The organism is Acinetobacter sp. WU_MDCI_Abxd143 (assembly GCF_025514195.1).
GTDB classification, from domain to species: Bacteria; Pseudomonadota; Gammaproteobacteria; order Pseudomonadales; family Moraxellaceae; genus Acinetobacter; species Acinetobacter pittii_H.
Genome location: NZ_JAHPTH010000001.1, coordinates 716,205 through 733,530 on the forward strand (window position 1 = coordinate 716,205; position 17,326 = coordinate 733,530).

Here is a 17,326-nt window from a genome sequence, read left to right on the forward strand (position 1 = left end):
GTTTACAAGGATTTGACATGACTAAACGTACACCTATTTCTTTTGAGTTTTTTCCACCAAAAACTGATGCTGGTGCTGAAAAACTTCGTATTGTTCACCAAGAATTACAACTATTAAACCCTGAGTTTTTCTCAATTACTTATGGGGCTGGTGGTTCTACTCGCGAACGTACTCTTGCTGCTATTGAAGATTTCAACGGTAAAGGTACGCCAGTTGCACCCCACCTTTCTTGTATTGGTGATGATAAAGCTCGTATCGCTGAGTTATTGGATTTATATAAAGCTCAAGGCATTAACCGTATTGTTGCTTTACGCGGTGACTTGCCTTCTGGGCAGGTTGGACTTGGGGAACTTCCTTACGCACAGGATTTAGTACGTTTTATTCGTGAGCACTCAGGTGATCATTTTCATATTGAAGTTGCAGCTTATCCAGAAATGCATCCTCAAGCTGAAAGCCTTGACTCAGATATCCAACGTTTTATTGAAAAGGTACAAGCTGGTGCCAATGCGGGAATTACTCAATTCTTCTTTAATCCAGACTCATACTTTTATTTTATAGAGCGTTTGGAAAAAGCTGGAATTAACATTCCGGTCGCTCCTGGTATCATGCCTATTACCAATGCAAGCAATTTAATCCGCTTTGCAGATGGTACTGGTGCTGAAATTCCTCGCTGGATCCGTAAGCAATTACAAGCCTATGGCGATGACAGCGAAAGTATTAAAGCTTTTGGTCATGAAGTTGTTGTTAAGCTATGCGAACGCCTCATTGCAGGTGGCGCACCAAGTTTACACTTCTACTCAATGAACCAAGTCGAACCAACTCGTCAGCTTGTTGTTGACCTTGGTTTAAATTAATTTTGTAAGGCGTACCCAATGAACCGTTTTTTTATCGAAACTGAACTTACAGTTGGCTCAACAATTCAACTGACAGAATCAGTATTCCATCATTGGGTACGTGTTTTACGTGCACAACTACAAGAACAAGCGACTCTATTTAATGGACAAGGTGGTGAATATCTCGCGACTTTGACCGAAATTAATAAAAAAAATGCGTTTGTCACAATTGAGAATTTTAACCCTGCAAACCGTAATGCTCCTTTTAAAGCTGTTTTAGGTCAAGTCATGAGTAAAGGCGATCGAATGGATTATGCCATTCAAAAAGCCACTGAATTAGGTGTAAGCCAAATTCAATTATTGACAAGTGAGCGTTGTGAAATGCGCTTAAAATACGATCGAGATCAAAAAAAATTAGATCACTGGCAAGCCGTTGCAATTGCAGCATGTGAACAATGTGGCTTGAACTTAGTCCCAAAAGTATTAGCACCTATTTCCCTTCATGATTGGTTAAGTTCGTCTGAACTTCCTCACTCTAAATTTGTTTTAGCGCCCGAAAAAGAACAAAAAGATGTATTAGCAGGCATACAACCTGAACTTGCCTTATTGATTGGTCCAGAAGGTGGACTAAGTGAAAATGAAATTATGCAAGCCAATCAAGCTGGTTTTATGAACTGGTGTATTGGTGACCGTGTTTTACGTACAGAAACTGCCCCAGTTGTTGCCTTATCTATTTTAAATTATCGATTTTTATCCACCTAAGTTCTCTGAACATTGATTAAATCGTGATTTAAAGTTAATTTACTTTTATTGTATGAATAAAATTTCAAATTCTTTTTCACTGATAAATCAGATTCTTTCTGTATATATGTAAAAAAATAGGATAGAAAAATCTTATGTCTGGGCTTCAGGAAGAATATCTACAGCATCAAACAAAAATTGAACAGCTGAAACTTTCAACTCAATATATACGTTGGTATTTGATTAGCCTGATATTACTATGCCTTATTTCATATGGTATTTTTTCTTATTATTTTTCCTCTGTAATAACAATATTTAGCTGGTCTATTGGACTGACTATCATTTCTTTTATCTGCTTATTATTTATTCCAAATATTTTAACTCACTACCGCACTATCGACTTCACAAAAAAAGCTGATCGTGTCTTACAAAGTATTTGTTTATTATCTGGCATTTTAATGGGAATAAATGTCACGATTATTCATTTTTATCTTCCTCCTGAGCTAGTTGCACTACCAGATGCTCATATTTTAATTGCTTTATTTATTACCTCAGCTCATATCATTGGTCTTACGTTTTTAACGCCACAACCTCGATACTTTTATCTCCTATTTATTCCTAGTACTTTGCCATTATTATTCGCGCAATTCACACACAACCCTATTACTGAATTGCCATTTTATTTTGCTTATAACCTTACTTTTGTAGCAACTGTACTTTGTGCATACGCAACTCAACGTAATTACCAAAAGATTTCTCAACTATTACTCAAAAACAAACAGCTTGTTCAAATTGCAGACCAACATACTCAGTGGGCTGAAGAATTATGTGTACAGCTCCAACAAGAAGTAAATAAGTCTAAAGATATTGAAGCCCAGCTTCAGTTCAATAATCATTTACTTGAGCAAAAAGTACGTGAACGTACTTATGATCTCACCAAAATGAATGAGCAACTCGAAAGCCATCACTACAATTTAGCCTTTGCGCATGAAACTGCAGGTATTCGGCCTTGGGATTGGGATATTGAAAATCAAAAGTTAGAAATTACGTTTTTTGATCAGCAAAAGCAAAGTCAAACTGCTGTTATTCATCTTCATACAATATTAGATCGGATCCATCCAAGTGATAAAAAGCTTTTTGAAGAACGTTTAAAACAACATTTGGAAGGTATTACAGATCATTTTAATATCAATTTTCGCATTTTACGGCGAGATGGTTCTTGGCGATGGATTCATGATGTAGGTCGAGTCATCACGAGAGATCCTAAAACACAAAAAGCGCTTCGTATGGTTGGAATGACCCGAGATATACATCAAGAGAAAAAAGATCAAGAACATCTCAGGCTATCTGCTATTGTGCTTGAGCAAGCAGCAGAAGGAATATTCATTTTAGATGAACACCTAAATTATATTAATATTAATCCTTACTACGAAAAATTAACCGGATTTACTAAAGCAGAACTTCTGAATAAAGAGTTATTTAGCATTACAAGTAATCAAAAAGAATTACAACAACAATTTCATACATCAATAAAACAGCAACTCCTCGAGACAGGAGAATACATGGGCCAGTTTGATGAAAAATTTAATTCTGGCAAAAGCGTCTATTTATGGTTGCATATTAATGTCGTCAAAGATGAGTTCAACCAAATCACTAATTATATTGGATTTGCTCGCGATCTCACTGAGCAGAAGCGTCAAGAGCAGCACCTATCTTATTTAAAAAATTATGATAGCCTCACTCACCTCCCTAATCGTCTTTACTATTACAATCAATTACATCAATATCTTGTAAACCCCTCATATAACATTAAAAATTTAGCTTTAATACGAGTCAATATTGACCGATTCCGGGCTTTTAATGAATTTTTAAATAATGATAGTGGTGATGAACTACTTAAACAGTTCGCACAAAGATTACGCTTAATCAACATCAATGCAATTTTAGTCGCCTACTTAAATAGCGATGATTTCGCAATTATTTATGAAATTTCGCCAATTCATCCAAATATTGAGCAATATTGCCAAAATATTTTGCAAGCGCTAAACGCACCATTTTATATTGATAATCACGAATATTTTATTACTGCCTCTATTGGTGTGGCATGTTTCCCTGAACATGGCAGACAAATTGACCATCTCAACCATCATGCAGAGCAAGCACTTTCAGAGGCAAAACGTTTAGGAGGCAATACCATTTCTTACTACTGCAATAAAACAGATCACCCATATAAAACTGCCGATTTAGAACAAGAATTACGTAAAGCTATTCAAAATAATGAATTTGTAGTTTATTACCAACCCAAAATTAGTCTACAAGATCAATCCATTATCGGTTTTGAGGCACTCATTCGTTGGCAACATCCTGAAAAAGGATTAGTCATGCCGAATATGTTCATCCCTTTTGCTGAGCGTAGCAGCCTAATTTCAGACATTGGTAAAGTTGTTTTAGATAAAGTTGGAAAACAACTACAAGAGTGGAAAAATGCAGGCTATATCAACATTCAAGTCTCTGTAAATATTGTAGCGCAACAGATACATCGAGGCTTATTACTCAGTGATTTAGATGAGGTTTTGCAAAAATATAATATAGAAGGTTCCGATCTCGAACTTGAAATTACTGAGTCGGCCCTTTTAGACAATACTGACAACGTAAAAAAACTATTACACGCGATAAAACAAAGAGATATCTCAATTGCCCTAGATGACTTTGGTACGGGTTATTCTTCTTTGGCGTACCTGACAGAGTACCCAATTGATGTATTAAAAATTGATCGTGCTTTTATTTCTAAAATTGGTGACCATAAACAAGAAGCAATTGTGAATGCAATGATCGCAATGGGTAAAAGTATGGGGCTTAAACTGGTTGCTGAAGGCGTAGAAACAAAAGAACAGGTGACCTACCTACAAAAACAACAATGTGATTTTTTACAAGGCTATTTCTTTAGTCGTCCAATCCCTGCCGAGCAGATCATTCCTTATCTACAAACAAATCCACATATTTCTTAACTGTTTTGGTCATCTATTTTACCTATGCTGCTTTTTCCAAAAATGAGCGTTTTTGACTGTGAGAAATAAAGAAGTAGTGTTATATTCTTTAGCATTTAGCTCACCACGGGGCTATTGGCAATTCGTCTACTATTCTCTTAATTGGTAAAAATTAAAGCATAGTCAAAGAGCCGCGTTGCCTCTCCCTAAATGAGCAATTTGACTAGTTTGCTTTTTTGTATCAAATAGAGACTCAGATGGACGATCAATCTTTAAAACAGGCCGCTTTAAATTACCATGAATATCCAAACCCAGGGAAAATCAGCGTCACCCCAAGTAAGCAACTTGTCAACCAACGAGATTTGGCTTTAGCCTACTCACCAGGAGTTGCTGCGCCATGTTTAGAGATTGAACGTGATCCATCAACTGCTGCAAAATATACAGCTCGCGGAAATCTGGTTGCCGTAGTCAGTAACGGTACAGCTGTTCTTGGTTTAGGTAATATTGGACCATTAGCTTCTAAACCTGTAATGGAAGGTAAAGGGGTTCTCTTTAAGAAGTTTGCTGGTGTTGACGTATTTGACATCGAAATTGCAGAAAACGATCCAGATAAAATTGTAGATATTGTTGCCTCTCTTGAGCCAACTTTCGGTGGTATCAACCTTGAAGATATTAAAGCGCCAGAATGTTTCTATATCGAAAAGAAACTTCGCGAACGCATGAAAATTCCTGTATTCCATGACGATCAACACGGTACAAGTATCATTGTAGGTTCAGCTTTGCTTAATGCATTGCAACTTGTAAATAAGAAAATTGATGAAATCAAAATTGTAGCTTCAGGTGCAGGCGCTGCTGCCCTTTCTTGTTTAGATTTACTTTGTGCTTTAGGCGTAAATAAAGAAAATATCATTGTTGCCGATTCTCGCGGTCTACTCACTACTTCACGTGAAGGCTTGGATGAATCGAAAAAACGTTATGTTCAAGACATTCAAGCGACTCAGTTACATGAAGTAATGGCTGGTGCTGATATGTTCTTGGGTCTTTCTGCTGCTGGTATTCTCACCAAAGAAATGGTGAAACAGATGGCTGAGAACCCTATTATTTTTGCTTTGGCAAACCCAGATCCAGAAATTTTACCTGAACATGCACATGAAGTACGTCCAGACGTGATTATGGCAACTGGTCGTTCTGACTATCCAAACCAAGTAAACAACGCATTATGTTTCCCTTACATTTTCCGTGGTGCGCTTGACGTTGGTGCAACAACAATTAATGAAGACATGAAAATTGCATGTGTACATGCAATTGCACGTATGGCACACGTAGAAGCAGATGCAGCAACTTATGGCGAAAAATCTGCTTCATTTGGCCGTGACTATTTAATTCCACGCCCACTTGACCAACGTTTAATTTTAGAAATTGCCCCTGCTGTTGCTAAAGCTGCAATGGATTCAGGTGTTGCAACTCGTCCGATCGAAGATTTCTCTGCATACCGTCAAAAATTATCTGAGTTTGTTTATAACTCTGCATTCTTGATGAAACCGATTTTTGCTCAAGCAAAAACTGATCCTAAACGCATTGCTTATGCTGAAGGTGAAGATGAGCGCGTATTACGTGCAGTGCAAATCGCAGTTGATGAAGACTTGGCTAAACCAATTTTAGTAGGTCGTACTGCTGTTATTGAAGCTAATATCAAAAAATTAGGCTTGCGTTTACAACACGGCGTAAATATTGAAATCGTAGATCAAGAACAAAACCCGATGTATGAAGAGTTTTGGAAAGACTACTATCAAACAATGCAACGCAAAGGCATTACTGTTGAATATGCTCAACGTGAAGCTCGTCGCCGTTCAACTTTAATTGCATCTTTACTGGTTAAATTCGGTAAAGCAGACGGTATGTTATGTGGTACTTACAGTAGCTATAACATTCACCTTGACTTTGTACGCAATGTGATTGGCCTTAAAGAAGGCATGAATAACTTCTTCACCTTAAATGCATTAATGCTTGAAGATCGTAACTTGTTTATTGCTGATACATACGTAAATACAAACCCGACTGCTGAACAACTTGCTGAAATGACTATTTTAGCAGCTGAAGAAGTACGTCGTTTTGGTATTACTCCACGTGTAGCCCTGCTTTCTCATTCAAGTTTTGGTAGTGACCAGACTGACTCAAGTGCTCAAAAAATGCGTGAAGTTTATCGTATTTTATCTGAGCAAGCTCCTGAGCTTGAAGTTGAAGGTGAAATGCATGGTGATGCAGCATTAGACGAAAACATTCGTCAATTTGCATTCCCTGGCTCACGTTTCAAAGGTTCTGCAAACTTGCTTATTATGCCAAACCTAGATGCAGCAAATATTTCATTTAACTTGTTGAAAGCGACTTCTGGTAACAACGTTACTATTGGTCCAATTTTACTTGGTGCAGCAAAACCTGTTCATATTTTGACACCGACAGCAACAACTCGTCGTCTTATCAATATGACTGCTTTAACTGTTGCTGAAATCCAACAACAAGAAAAGTAATTTAGAAACTGCTTTTTACGAAAAGCATCTCTAATGACTTGAGAAAACCTCTATTCTGTAGCATGATTGCTTGAAGAATAGAGGTTTTTTCATGCAAGTGTATTTAGTAGGCGGTGCCGTCCGTGATTTTTTACTTGGGCATCCCTATCAAGAAAAAGACTATGTTGTTGTCGGTGCAACGCCGGAACACATGCTCGCCCAAGGTTTTCAACCTGTAGGCAAAGATTTTCCTGTGTTTCTTCATCCTGAAACGAAAGAAGAATATGCACTTGCACGTACTGAAAGAAAATCTGGTAAAGGCTACCACGGCTTTCAATTTTTTACTGATACCACAGTAAGTTTAGAAGAAGATTTAATTCGCCGTGATTTAACCATCAATGCCATAGCAATGGATCAAGATGGCAAACTATATGATCCATATGGCGGTCAAACAGATTTAGAAAATAAAACTTTGCGTCATGTTTCAGAAGCTTTTGCTGAAGACCCTTTACGTGTTTTACGTGTTGCACGCTTTGCGGCTCGCTATTCTTCATATGGTTTTCAGATTGCGCCAGAGACAATGCAGCTTATGCAAACCATGGCTGAATCAGGTGAGCTTGATGCATTAACACCAGAGCGTGTATGGAAAGAGACTTCACGTGCACTTTTAGAAGATCACGCTGATATTTATTTTCAAACATTACGTGATTGTGGGGCGTTAAAACATCTATTCCCTGAAATTGATGCATTGTTTGGTGTTCCACAGCGTCCTGAATATCATCCTGAAGTAGATTGTGGCATACATACCTTAATGTCCTTACAGCAAGCTTGTAAGGCTAATTATTCGCTCGATGTTCGATTTGCTGTGTTAGTACATGATTTAGGTAAGGCATTAACTCCAGTTAATGAACTCCCTCGCCACATCATGCATGAAGAACGTGGAGTAAAACCAGTTACCGAGTTATGTGAACGTTTAAAAGTTCCAACTCAAACTCGACAGTTAGCACTCTCGGTGTGTAAAGAACATCTAAAATGTCATCAGATTATGTCGTTAAAACCAGGAACTGTATGGCGTTTATTACAGCGTCTAGATGTCTTACGTCGTCCTGAGAGAGTAGAAGCTTTTGTACAAGCATGTGAATGTGATGCTAAAGGAAGATTAGGTTTAGAAGACCGTCCTTATCCTCAAGCTCAGTACATGTTAGATGCGATGCAAATCGTTCGCTCTATTAAAGTTCAGGATTTACCTGAAAACATTAAAGGTGCGGAGATTGGTGAAATGCTAATTCAGTATCGCATTGATGCTTTAACTGAGTTTAAACATCAACATCAAGTACCCTCTCATTCTTAATTCAAGCCAATAAAAAAGCCTCATTAAGAGGCTTTTTTTACTTTTACTGTTTAGGCAGTGGTATAAATTGTGATTGAGTATTTTGGTTTTTCCGTTCCCCTACTGTCACCACAAAGTTTTGTTGCTTCCCATCTCGCTCAACCATTACATTAATTTCGCTATTAGGCGCTTGTAATGCGACGTAATTAATCAAATGAGATGCTGAGGTGATTGGCTCATTATTAACTTGAATAATTTTATCACCAATTTTAATACCTGCTGACGCAGCTGGACCACTTTTCAAGACATCGGCAACCACTACCCCAATTTGCTGTTTCGGCACTAATACATCTTCTTGTGTAGGCGGTACTAAACTAATACCTAACCATCCGCGAACTACACGGCCATCTTTCAAAATTGAGTTTAGGACTTGTTGGCAAACTTTTGCAGGAATTGCAAAACCAATTCCTAAAGACCCACCTGACTGAGAGAAAATAGCAGTATTTACTCCGATTAAATTCCCAGCCACATCAATTAATGCTCCACCAGAGTTACCTGGGTTAATTGCTGCATCCGTTTGAATAAAGTCTTCATAGGTATTGATACCTAAATCAGAGCGTTCAGTCGCAGAAATAATGCCCTGAGTTACCGTTTGGCCTACACCAAATGGATTACCAATAGCCAAGACAACATCACCTACTTCATTACCACTTAGCTTAAATGGCAATACAGGTAATTTATCTAAATCGATTTTAATTACGGCTAAATCCGTATCAGGATCTGTACCAACAATTGTTGCTTCTGCACGACGCCCGTCATGCAATGCCACTACAATTTGATCAGCTTGAGCAATAACATGATTATTCGTAAGAATATAACCGTCAGCTCGTACAATAACCCCAGAGCCTAAGCTATTTTCATTTTGCTGTTGTTGTTCAGGAATTTGGTTTCCAAAAAACTCACGGAAGACCGGATCACTTAATAATGGATGATTTTGTTTAACTTTCTGGGTCGTAAAAATATTAACAACGGCTGGCGCTGCAACTTTTACCGCAGCGCTATAAGATACCACCCCGCCCGTTCGTGAAGTATCAACCAATGGTTCAACTTTCTCAGCAGGCATTTGCACCCCATCAACTGCAACAGTTGGTTTCGGCTGATGGTATTTTTGCCATGCAATAAAACTGGCAATTACAATAATAAGTAACACCCAAGGTAACCATGTAAAGGTGCGGCGCACGTTCATATCCTCTACGCAAAGAAGTTTTTAATTAAATTAATATATTGAACAAAAAGAGTTTTCAGTTAAGCATTTTAAATTAAATATGTCGATATACATAAAAAAGTCAAAAAAGATTTGTCTAGCTTTAGTTACACAACAAAATATGTTTCTATAGCTTTAGCAATTATTTACTACTCAATTCAGGAAATATCATGGCGAATTTGCATGAAATTATTCAGTGGTGCGACCAAACCTTAAAAGCGGCAGAATTTAAAGATTACGCACCGAATGGCCTGCAAATTGAAGGTTCAACTGAAGTTAAGCGTATCCTTTGTGCGGTTACTGCTTCCGAAGATGCAATTGATGCAGCAATTGCTCAAAATGCAGATTTATTACTCGTACATCATGGTTATTTTTGGAAAGGCGAACCGTATCCAATTACAGGAATGCGCGGTAACCGCATTAAGAAACTCATCCAAAATAATATTTCATTAGTTGCTTATCATTTACCTTTAGATGCTCACCCAACTTTGGGCAACAATGTAGCCATTGCAGAAAAACTAAACTTGAAGAATTTAGAACCACTCGATTTAACCGAAAAACATCCGATTGGTAATATTGGTTATTTAGAGCAAGCAGTTTCTGTGGATGAATTTAAAGCACAGCTTCAAAACAGTTTTGATTTTAAGGTGATTCATTTACCAGCAGAAAAACAAAGCATTCAAAAAGTGGGCTTCTGCACAGGTGGGGCTCAAGATTTTATTGCTAAAGCGGCTTTGCAAAATTGTGATGCTTATATCTCAGGTGAAGTCAGTGAGCGAACTTTTTATGAAGCAAAAGAGTTAGGTGTTCATTATTTTGCTTGTGGTCACCATGCTACTGAGCGTTATGGAGTTCAGCGTTTGGCACAAGCGATCTCAAAACAGTTTTCAATTGAGGCTGAATATTTTGAATTGAATAATCCGATTTAATTAAGTCTTTTTTTCAATCTGTGTTATGCGTATTAATTAGATCTTTATTGTGTATAGTTCTTTAAAACGATGCCCTATTGTGACCAGAATCATTTACAATAGAGCCACTTAATTGTATAACCCAGCAAATGCAAGGAATAGGAACATGACAACCATTACTTTACCTGCACTTCCATATGGCTATGATGATTTAGCGCCACATATTAGTAAAGAAACTTTAGAATACCATCACGACAAACACCACAATACCTATGTTGTTAACTTAAACAACTTAATCAAAGGAACTGACCTTGAAGGTAAAACTTTAGAAGAAATCATCAAAGCAACTGCTGGTGATGCATCTAAAGCTGGTATTTTCAACAATGCTGCTCAAGTTTGGAATCATACATTCTACTGGAATTCTATGAAGCCAAATGGTGGTGGTAAGCCTACTGGCGCAATCGCTGCTAAAATTGACGAAGCTTTTGGTAGCTACGAAAAGTTTGCAGAAGAATTTACTGCTGCTGCAACAACTCAATTCGGTTCAGGTTGGGCTTGGTTAGTTGCTGATGAAGTAAACGGTAAATTATCTATTACTAAAACTTCTAATGCAGACACTCCACTTGCACATGGCCAAATTGCTGTATTAACAATTGACGTATGGGAACACGCTTACTACATCGATTTCCGTAACTTACGTCCTAAATACATCGCAACTTTCTTAGAAAGTCTTGTGAACTGGGACTATGCAAATGCAAAACTTGCAGGTCAACCAGCAGGTGTAGAGAAATAATTTTATTTCTTTATAAAAATCACCCTATTTTGGGTGGTTTTTTTATTTTTAATACAACAAAAGCATATTAATCAAGCAAACGATTCATTTTCTTTAATATTCTTATTGACGCTTTTAGATTTCATCCATAAAATGCGCATCAGATTCTCCAATAGCTCAGTCGGTAGAGCGACGGACTGTTAATCCGCAGGTCCCTGGTTCGAGCCCAGGTTGGAGAGCCATCTACTAATCTCCCATAGCTCAGTCGGTAGAGCGACGGACTGTTAATCCGCAGGTCCCTGGTTCGAGCCCAGGTGGGAGAGCCAAGATTCTAAAAGCCCGCATTTATTGTGGGCTTTTTCTTTTGCATCATTTAATACTTTTATTATTTTTAATAAAATCAACGTTTCGAGTATTTTTAAACCAAACGATTAGATATTCTCTCTAATTCTGCTATTAAGGCTTGACCCAGCCCCCTTTCCTGCCTAAAATCCTTTTCCAGATTCTCCCATAGCTCAGTCGGTAGAGCGACGGACTGTTAATCCGCAGGTCCCTGGTTCGAGCCCAGGTGGGAGAGCCAAGATTCTTAAAAACCCACTCATAATGAGTGGGTTTTTATTTGTATGATGCTTTCCCATGTTCGAATCGAGTCACTTATTTTTTATTGTTTTAGGTTGCGTAAGCACCTGTATTTTTCTTCTCGTTTGTTTACGCCCTTATTTATTTCCAAAACAAAAATTCTTTGCTCGTCCTGTCATTACAAACTTTGAAACTCAGATGTTTATTCGTTTAAAACAAAGTTTTCCAAATTATCATGTATTAGCACAAGTGGCTTTTAGTGCTTTAATTACCAGTAATGACTATAAAATTCGTAGTCAGTTCAATCGTAAAGTTACTGACTTTGTCGTGCTAAATGACAAGATGGAAGTGATTGCTATTATTGAGTTAGATGACCCTACCCATCTTGAAAAAGTAGAAGAAGACCGTATTCGTGATCAAATGCTCACTGAAGCAGGCTACCTTGTAAAACGCTACACCAATATTCCTACCGTACGCCAGTTACAAAAGGATCTTCATTAACAAGCTATTTCGTTTCAGAATTTGCAGCTTCTTTCTCAGCTATTCTTTTTGCCATCTCTAAACGCTGCTGTTCATATTGTTTTTTATTCTTAGCATCACTTTTTGCAGCCAAGAAAAGCATTCCAATAATCAGAAAAGGAATAAGTAAACCTAATCCCATTAATAGCCAAGGAACAGATTTTTTTTCAACTGGTTGCTGACTCATAAGTTCTTCAAACTCAAATAGTATCAAATCAAACTGTGTAACAATATAACAAAAAGAGCCGCTATAAAGTGGCTCTTTTTTAAAGCTAATTTCCAATTAAACAAATAAATCTTAGAATTTACCTGTGCAGTGTGGACTTTGGCTGGCATCTTTTTGAGCATCAGTCAGCACAATACCCGTACCCGCTGACATATTAGTTTGAATGAAATCTACAGCATTGGCATTTTGACATACGATTGCTTGTGTATGAGTTGCATTCGGTACAATAGTTAGCTTATAGCCCTTATCATAGCCTGCTTGTGGGAACAAATCCGCAGCTTTCGCTTTCATATTATTAAATAAGCCTTGTGTAACTACTGGCAATACAGCTTGATCTTTTTCACCTTGAATAATAAATACCGGTGTTTTAATGACTTTCTCGACTGTAGCATTGGTAGCAGGTTGAGTCGCCATCAAGAAGCGTTGAACGACTTGATCTGCTTTAAATTTATTTAGATCAATACCGTACTGAGTAATTTGATGTGTAGGGTCAGCCAAGAAAGCTAATATTCCCGCTTTAAATTTCTCTTGCAGGCCGTTTGCATTATCAGGCGCAGGATAACTTAGACATGCACCATCATCTCCTGTACGACCATAAGCCAATTCTGCAATGTCAGCCGCTCCTGACGTAAAAATTGCCTTCAAATCATAGTCTGGTTGCTGTGCTTTAATACCCGCACTAGCAAAAGCTGCATATGCTAATAATTCTGCATATCCTTCTGCAGTTTTATCAATTGTAGGTACAGCAAGCGCCAGTGGATCATTTGGAGACATTTGCCCTGCAGCAATCGCTGCATCAATCTGTCTACGCGCTCTAATTGCCTGATCTAGCTTACTAACTGCAAAATTACTATCTTGATTCATTTCAGGATCAATATAAATTTGAATGATTGTTCCCAAACTTGATGCAGGTGCTCCGGCTACAGCACCTTTATAACTCGCATCCGTATTAGCAAACTCAGCAGTACCCAATGATGCATGGCCACCTTGTGACTGACCAATCGACATCCAGTCACCTTTTAACTGAGCTCCATAATGTTCTTTTACCGCTTTAACTGCAGCTAATGCTGATTTTGCTTCACTTGATAAGTTTAAGTACGGATGCACCCCTTGTGTACCTAATCCCTCATAATCTGGTGCCACAATCACATAACCTGCTGCTAATAAAGACTCAGCAAGGATTTTAAATCGCGGATTAATTGTATTTTTACTTGGTGCGCAACCATCCCCCACCCCAACAGTTCCGTGTTCCCATACCACTACGCGATAACCATCTTTCGGTTGTGTAGCTTTTGGAAACAATACCATTGCTGTAGCAGTTGCTGTTTTTCCTTGAACATTTGCCATGTTATAAGTCATTACTTTGATCGTTGAAGCATTATCAACTTTATCAATCGCGTAATTACTTTCTGAGACATAAGCTTTATTTGTGTCTATCCCTGTGTAATTATCATCATCGTCATTACACGCTGTAAGAAATAATGCTGAAATTGATAATGTTATAGCTAAAGCAATGTTTGACCGTTTCATAGAATATCCTTTTTATGTGTTATTTATTCCGCATATTTTTTATGCACAAATATTAAGACATAAAAAAAGTGCTCTGCATAGAACACTTTTCAACCTCATGGTCATTTTTACTATATGAAATTTAAAAATATTCCTAAAAAAATGATTAATCCAACCCAACGATTGTGACGAAATGCCCAAAAGCAGACTTGAGGGTTGCGGTCTTTGGTCTTAATTGTTTGATATATAAAATCGAATGCTACAATCACTAAAGCGATGATCGCCCATGGGAATAAAATATTTTCTAAATATAGTGCAGTACCAATCAAAACAAGACTCGTTGCCTGTAAAAGCGCAATAATCTGGATATCATACCGACCAAAAAGAATAGCTGTAGATTTCACGCCAATCTTTAAATCATATTCACGGTCAGTAATGGCATATTGAGTGTCATAAGCCACTGTCCAAGCCAAATTACCAAAATAGAGCAACCAGCAAGTCAAATCTGGAGTTTTACCTACCGCGGTAAAAGCCATAGGAATTGACCATGAAAATGCTGCGCCTAAAAATACTTGAGGTAAGTTAGTATAGCGCTTCATAAATGGATAAATGAATGCTAAAAATAATGCCCCAAATGACCAATAAAAGGTTTCAATCGGTAAAAAGAACAACAGACATGCACTTGCTAACACTAGCCCCAAGAACACATACACCGCTTCTCTTGCACGAATAATTCCGGTTGCTAGCGGACGCGTTTTAGTACGCTCAACATGAGCATCTACTTTACGGTCTGCAAAATCATTAATAGCGCATCCAGCGGCACGCATAAAAATGACACCTAAAATCATGACAAATAAAATACCTAAATCAGGTATTCCTTTTGATGCAACCCAAAGCGCCCACATGGTTGGCCAGAAAACCAGTTCAGTACCAATTGGCTTATCGAATCGGCAGAGATAATAGTAAGCTTCTAAACGCTGACGCCATGTTGTGCCTGTTGCAGTCGTCATAGTGATTCCTTGTCGTGCTGCTGATTTAAAAAAGCTTCAAAAGCCGGTAAGAATGTTTCTTGGACGATAAATTTACATCCATGCCAAGTATAGCAACTTTGTCGTGTCCAGCCTTCTGGCAAACGAATGACACGACGGTCACAAAGCGGAGTTGTTCTTTGAAATAGGAAAAAGCCAATCGGTTTAGATCCAATATGCTGAAATATACGGGCCTTTTTTTGTAAACTTTGAATTGGAAAAATACTTTTTGCCTTCACCCACGGCTCTGCCTCACAGCCATATAAATAAGTTTCCCTTACCCACGAGGTGTGAGCATGAGACATATTCATCCATTGGCTATCTGCAAAAGTTAAACGCTGAAAGTGTTCTTTAAAGGGCTTTACACTGAACTGGCCACCACCAAGCTCAGTTAATTGTTGAGTCAGAGAACCAGACGCATACAACCATGTTTTCAACTCAGGATTTAAAGTCTTTTCCTGTTTATGTACTGGTTGCCGTTTACGCATAATCTGCTCACATGATAACTCGCAGCTAGTTTACCCCAATTTTTTGATAAAAAACGTAGAGAATTCAATCAACATTTTGAACAATAAAAAAGCCTGCATAAGCAGGCTTTTTTACGAAAATATGTATTACAAGCTGTAGTACATATCGAATTCAACTGGGTGAGTAGTCGTGTTAAGACGACGTACATCTTCAGTTTTAAGTTCGATGTATGCATCAAGCATTTCTTTAGTGAACACGCCACCCTTCAACAAGAATTCGTGATCTGCTTGAAGTGCTTCAAGAGCCATATCTAAGCTATGAGCAACTGTTGGGATTTTTGCTTCTTCTTCTGGAGGAAGATCATACAAGTTCTTATCAGCAGCTTCGCCCGGATGGATCTTGTTTTGGATACCGTCGATACCAGCCATTAACAATGCAGCGAAACCTAAGTACGGGTTCATCATTGGGTCTGGGAAACGAGCTTCGATACGCTTACCTTTAGGGCTAGAAACGTATGGAATACGGATAGAAGCAGAACGGTTACGTGCTGAGTAAGCAAGCATAATTGGTGCTTCGAAGTGAGGAACCAAACGCTTGTATGAGTTTGTAGACGGGTTTGTGATCGCATTCAATGCACGAGCGTGCTTGATGATACCACCGATGAAATACAATGCCATTTCTGAAAGGCCTGCATATTCATCACCAGCAAACAAGTTCTTGCCATCTTTAGAGATAGACATATGAACGTGCATACCAGAACCGTTATCACCTACCATTGGTTTAGGCATAAAGGTTGCAGTTTTTGCATATTGGTGAGCAACGTTCCAAACAGCATATTTGAACTGTTGAACTTCGTCAGCTTTACGTACAAGTGTATTGAAGCTCACACCAATTTCTAACTGGCAAGAAGCAACTTCGTGGTGATGTACTTCTACTCGGCCTGGGCCCATGATGTCTTCGATTTTTGCACACATTTCTGCACGCATATCTTGTGAAGAATCAACTGGAGGAACTGGGAAGTAACCGCCTTTAACACGTGGACGGTGACCCGAGTTACCAGACTCGTAGTCTTTACCTGTAGACCAAGCAGCTTCTTCAGCGATTAATGTATGACGAGCGCCAGACATATCGATGTCCCATTTCACTTCGTCAAATACAAAGAATTCTGGTTCTGGACCAAAGAATGCAGTATCACCGATACCTGTAGATTTTAAATATTCTTCTGCACGGCGAGCAATCGAACGTGGGTCACGCTCATAACCTTGACCTGTTGAAGGTTCAATAACGTCACAAGTCACAACTACAGTTGGTTCAGCAAAGAACGGGTCGATGAAACCAGTTTCTGCATCTGGACGTAAAATCATGTCAGATGCTTCAATGCCTTTCCAACCAGCGATTGAAGAACCATCAAACATTTTACCGTCTTCAAAAGTATCTTCATCAATAGAATCAGCTGGGTAAGTTACGTGCTGTTCTTTACCCTTAGTATCAGTAAAGCGAAAATCGACCCATTTTGCGCCACTTTCTTGTATGAGTTGAAGGACCTTGTTCGCCATGCTCATTTTGCTCCAATGAAATTTTGTTGCACTTGTTAAGTGCGTGTTAGTTGCTGGTATTTATATAGCAATTCTCATACCAACTTTATAAGACTTACC

The 17,326-nt window shown here is 38.3% G+C and carries 14 protein-coding genes and 3 tRNA genes; 11 read left to right on the top strand and 6 right to left on the bottom strand.

Annotated features, from left to right (window positions below):
* The first annotated feature begins 17 nt into the window (after positions 1 to 17).
* The 5 genes from metF to KTI79_RS03385 all read left to right on the top strand — a co-directional run bounded on the left by metF (position 18) and on the right by KTI79_RS03385 (position 8,419).
* Positions 18 to 854, top strand: coding sequence for a methylenetetrahydrofolate reductase [NAD(P)H] (metF, locus tag KTI79_RS03365; protein ID WP_086376140.1), 837 nt, complete (start codon positions 18 to 20; stop codon positions 852 to 854).
* A gap of 18 nt (positions 855 to 872) precedes the next feature.
* Positions 873 to 1,595 carry a 16S rRNA (uracil(1498)-N(3))-methyltransferase gene (locus KTI79_RS03370; RefSeq protein WP_032053339.1) on the top strand — a complete coding sequence of 241 codons (723 nt, stop codon included), beginning with the start codon at positions 873 to 875 and terminating at the stop codon, positions 1,593 to 1,595.
* 134 nt (positions 1,596 to 1,729) lie between these two features.
* Complete coding sequence (locus KTI79_RS03375; protein WP_086376141.1) at positions 1,730 to 4,582, top strand: GGDEF domain-containing phosphodiesterase; 2,853 nt, start codon at positions 1,730 to 1,732, stop codon at positions 4,580 to 4,582.
* Positions 4,583 to 4,818: 236 nt separating this feature from the next.
* Positions 4,819 to 7,089, top strand: coding sequence for an NADP-dependent malic enzyme (locus KTI79_RS03380; RefSeq protein WP_032053335.1), 2,271 nt, complete (start codon positions 4,819 to 4,821; stop codon positions 7,087 to 7,089).
* A gap of 91 nt (positions 7,090 to 7,180) precedes the next feature.
* Complete coding sequence (locus tag KTI79_RS03385) at positions 7,181 to 8,419, top strand: multifunctional CCA addition/repair protein (RefSeq protein ID WP_032053333.1); 1,239 nt, start codon at positions 7,181 to 7,183, stop codon at positions 8,417 to 8,419.
* Positions 8,420 to 8,462: 43 nt separating this feature from the next.
* On the opposite strand, the gene KTI79_RS03390 is transcribed toward KTI79_RS03385, so the two are convergent.
* Positions 8,463 to 9,638 carry a S1C family serine protease gene (locus KTI79_RS03390; protein ID WP_032053332.1) on the bottom strand — a complete coding sequence of 392 codons (1,176 nt, stop codon included), beginning with the start codon at positions 9,636 to 9,638 and terminating at the stop codon, positions 8,463 to 8,465.
* Positions 9,639 to 9,832: 194 nt separating this feature from the next.
* Between KTI79_RS03390 and KTI79_RS03395 the strand changes: the two genes are divergently transcribed.
* The 6 genes from KTI79_RS03395 (at position 9,833) to KTI79_RS03420 (ending at position 12,422) form a co-directional block, all read left to right on the top strand.
* Complete coding sequence (locus tag KTI79_RS03395) at positions 9,833 to 10,591, top strand: Nif3-like dinuclear metal center hexameric protein (RefSeq protein WP_032053331.1); 759 nt, start codon at positions 9,833 to 9,835, stop codon at positions 10,589 to 10,591.
* Positions 10,592 to 10,736: 145 nt separating this feature from the next.
* Positions 10,737 to 11,363 carry a superoxide dismutase gene (locus KTI79_RS03400; protein WP_000208083.1) on the top strand — a complete coding sequence of 209 codons (627 nt, stop codon included), beginning with the start codon at positions 10,737 to 10,739 and terminating at the stop codon, positions 11,361 to 11,363.
* A 145-nt stretch (positions 11,364 to 11,508) separates the two neighbouring features.
* A tRNA-Asn gene (locus KTI79_RS03405) sits at positions 11,509 to 11,584 on the top strand.
* Between the two features lie 8 nt (positions 11,585 to 11,592).
* Positions 11,593 to 11,668, top strand: a tRNA-Asn gene (locus tag KTI79_RS03410).
* A 178-nt stretch (positions 11,669 to 11,846) separates the two neighbouring features.
* A tRNA-Asn gene (locus tag KTI79_RS03415) sits at positions 11,847 to 11,922 on the top strand.
* Between the two features lie 56 nt (positions 11,923 to 11,978).
* Positions 11,979 to 12,422: a DUF2726 domain-containing protein gene (locus KTI79_RS03420; RefSeq protein ID WP_032053330.1), complete on the top strand. Its 444-nt coding sequence runs from the start codon at positions 11,979 to 11,981 to the stop codon at positions 12,420 to 12,422.
* Positions 12,423 to 12,426: 4 nt separating this feature from the next.
* Here the strand turns inward: KTI79_RS03420 and KTI79_RS03425 are convergent, their stop codons facing one another.
* From KTI79_RS03425 to glnA, 5 genes are all read right to left on the bottom strand, one after another.
* Complete coding sequence (locus KTI79_RS03425) at positions 12,427 to 12,627, bottom strand: hypothetical protein (protein WP_032053328.1); 201 nt, start codon at positions 12,625 to 12,627, stop codon at positions 12,427 to 12,429.
* Positions 12,628 to 12,738: 111 nt separating this feature from the next.
* Positions 12,739 to 14,196, bottom strand: a complete 1,458-nt coding sequence (locus KTI79_RS03430; protein WP_032053327.1) for a lipase family protein — start codon at positions 14,194 to 14,196, stop codon at positions 12,739 to 12,741.
* Between the two features lie 110 nt (positions 14,197 to 14,306).
* Positions 14,307 to 15,185: a 4-hydroxybenzoate octaprenyltransferase gene (gene ubiA / locus KTI79_RS03435; RefSeq protein ID WP_032053326.1), complete on the bottom strand. Its 879-nt coding sequence runs from the start codon at positions 15,183 to 15,185 to the stop codon at positions 14,307 to 14,309.
* The gene (locus KTI79_RS03440; RefSeq protein ID WP_032053324.1) at positions 15,182 to 15,691 is read right to left on the bottom strand and encodes a chorismate--pyruvate lyase family protein; all 510 of its coding nucleotides are present in this window, start codon (positions 15,689 to 15,691) and stop codon (positions 15,182 to 15,184) included. Before KTI79_RS03440 ends, ubiA begins: the two co-directional genes overlap by 4 nt.
* A gap of 126 nt (positions 15,692 to 15,817) precedes the next feature.
* Positions 15,818 to 17,233, bottom strand: coding sequence for a type I glutamate--ammonia ligase (glnA, locus tag KTI79_RS03445; protein WP_002052696.1), 1,416 nt, complete (start codon positions 17,231 to 17,233; stop codon positions 15,818 to 15,820).
* Positions 17,234 to 17,326: the final 93 nt, after the last annotated feature.

Coding starts and splice junctions, on each gene's coding strand:
- glnA (WP_002052696.1), bottom strand. CDS start 17,233: ATGAGCATGGCGAACAAGGTCCTTCAACTCATACAAGAAAGTGGCGCA.
- KTI79_RS03430 (WP_032053327.1), bottom strand. CDS start 14,196: ATGAAACGGTCAAACATTGCTTTAGCTATAACATTATCAATTTCAGCA.
- ubiA (WP_032053326.1), bottom strand. CDS start 15,185: ATGACGACTGCAACAGGCACAACATGGCGTCAGCGTTTAGAAGCTTAC.
- KTI79_RS03440 (WP_032053324.1), bottom strand. CDS start 15,691: ATGCGTAAACGGCAACCAGTACATAAACAGGAAAAGACTTTAAATCCT.
- metF (WP_086376140.1), top strand. CDS start 18: ATGACTAAACGTACACCTATTTCTTTTGAGTTTTTTCCACCAAAAACT.
- KTI79_RS03385 (WP_032053333.1), top strand. CDS start 7,181: ATGCAAGTGTATTTAGTAGGCGGTGCCGTCCGTGATTTTTTACTTGGG.
- KTI79_RS03420 (WP_032053330.1), top strand. CDS start 11,979: ATGTTCGAATCGAGTCACTTATTTTTTATTGTTTTAGGTTGCGTAAGC.
- KTI79_RS03370 (WP_032053339.1), top strand. CDS start 873: ATGAACCGTTTTTTTATCGAAACTGAACTTACAGTTGGCTCAACAATT.
- KTI79_RS03425 (WP_032053328.1), bottom strand. CDS start 12,627: ATGAGTCAGCAACCAGTTGAAAAAAAATCTGTTCCTTGGCTATTAATG.
- KTI79_RS03400 (WP_000208083.1), top strand. CDS start 10,737: ATGACAACCATTACTTTACCTGCACTTCCATATGGCTATGATGATTTA.
- KTI79_RS03380 (WP_032053335.1), top strand. CDS start 4,819: ATGGACGATCAATCTTTAAAACAGGCCGCTTTAAATTACCATGAATAT.
- KTI79_RS03395 (WP_032053331.1), top strand. CDS start 9,833: ATGGCGAATTTGCATGAAATTATTCAGTGGTGCGACCAAACCTTAAAA.
- KTI79_RS03375 (WP_086376141.1), top strand. CDS start 1,730: ATGTCTGGGCTTCAGGAAGAATATCTACAGCATCAAACAAAAATTGAA.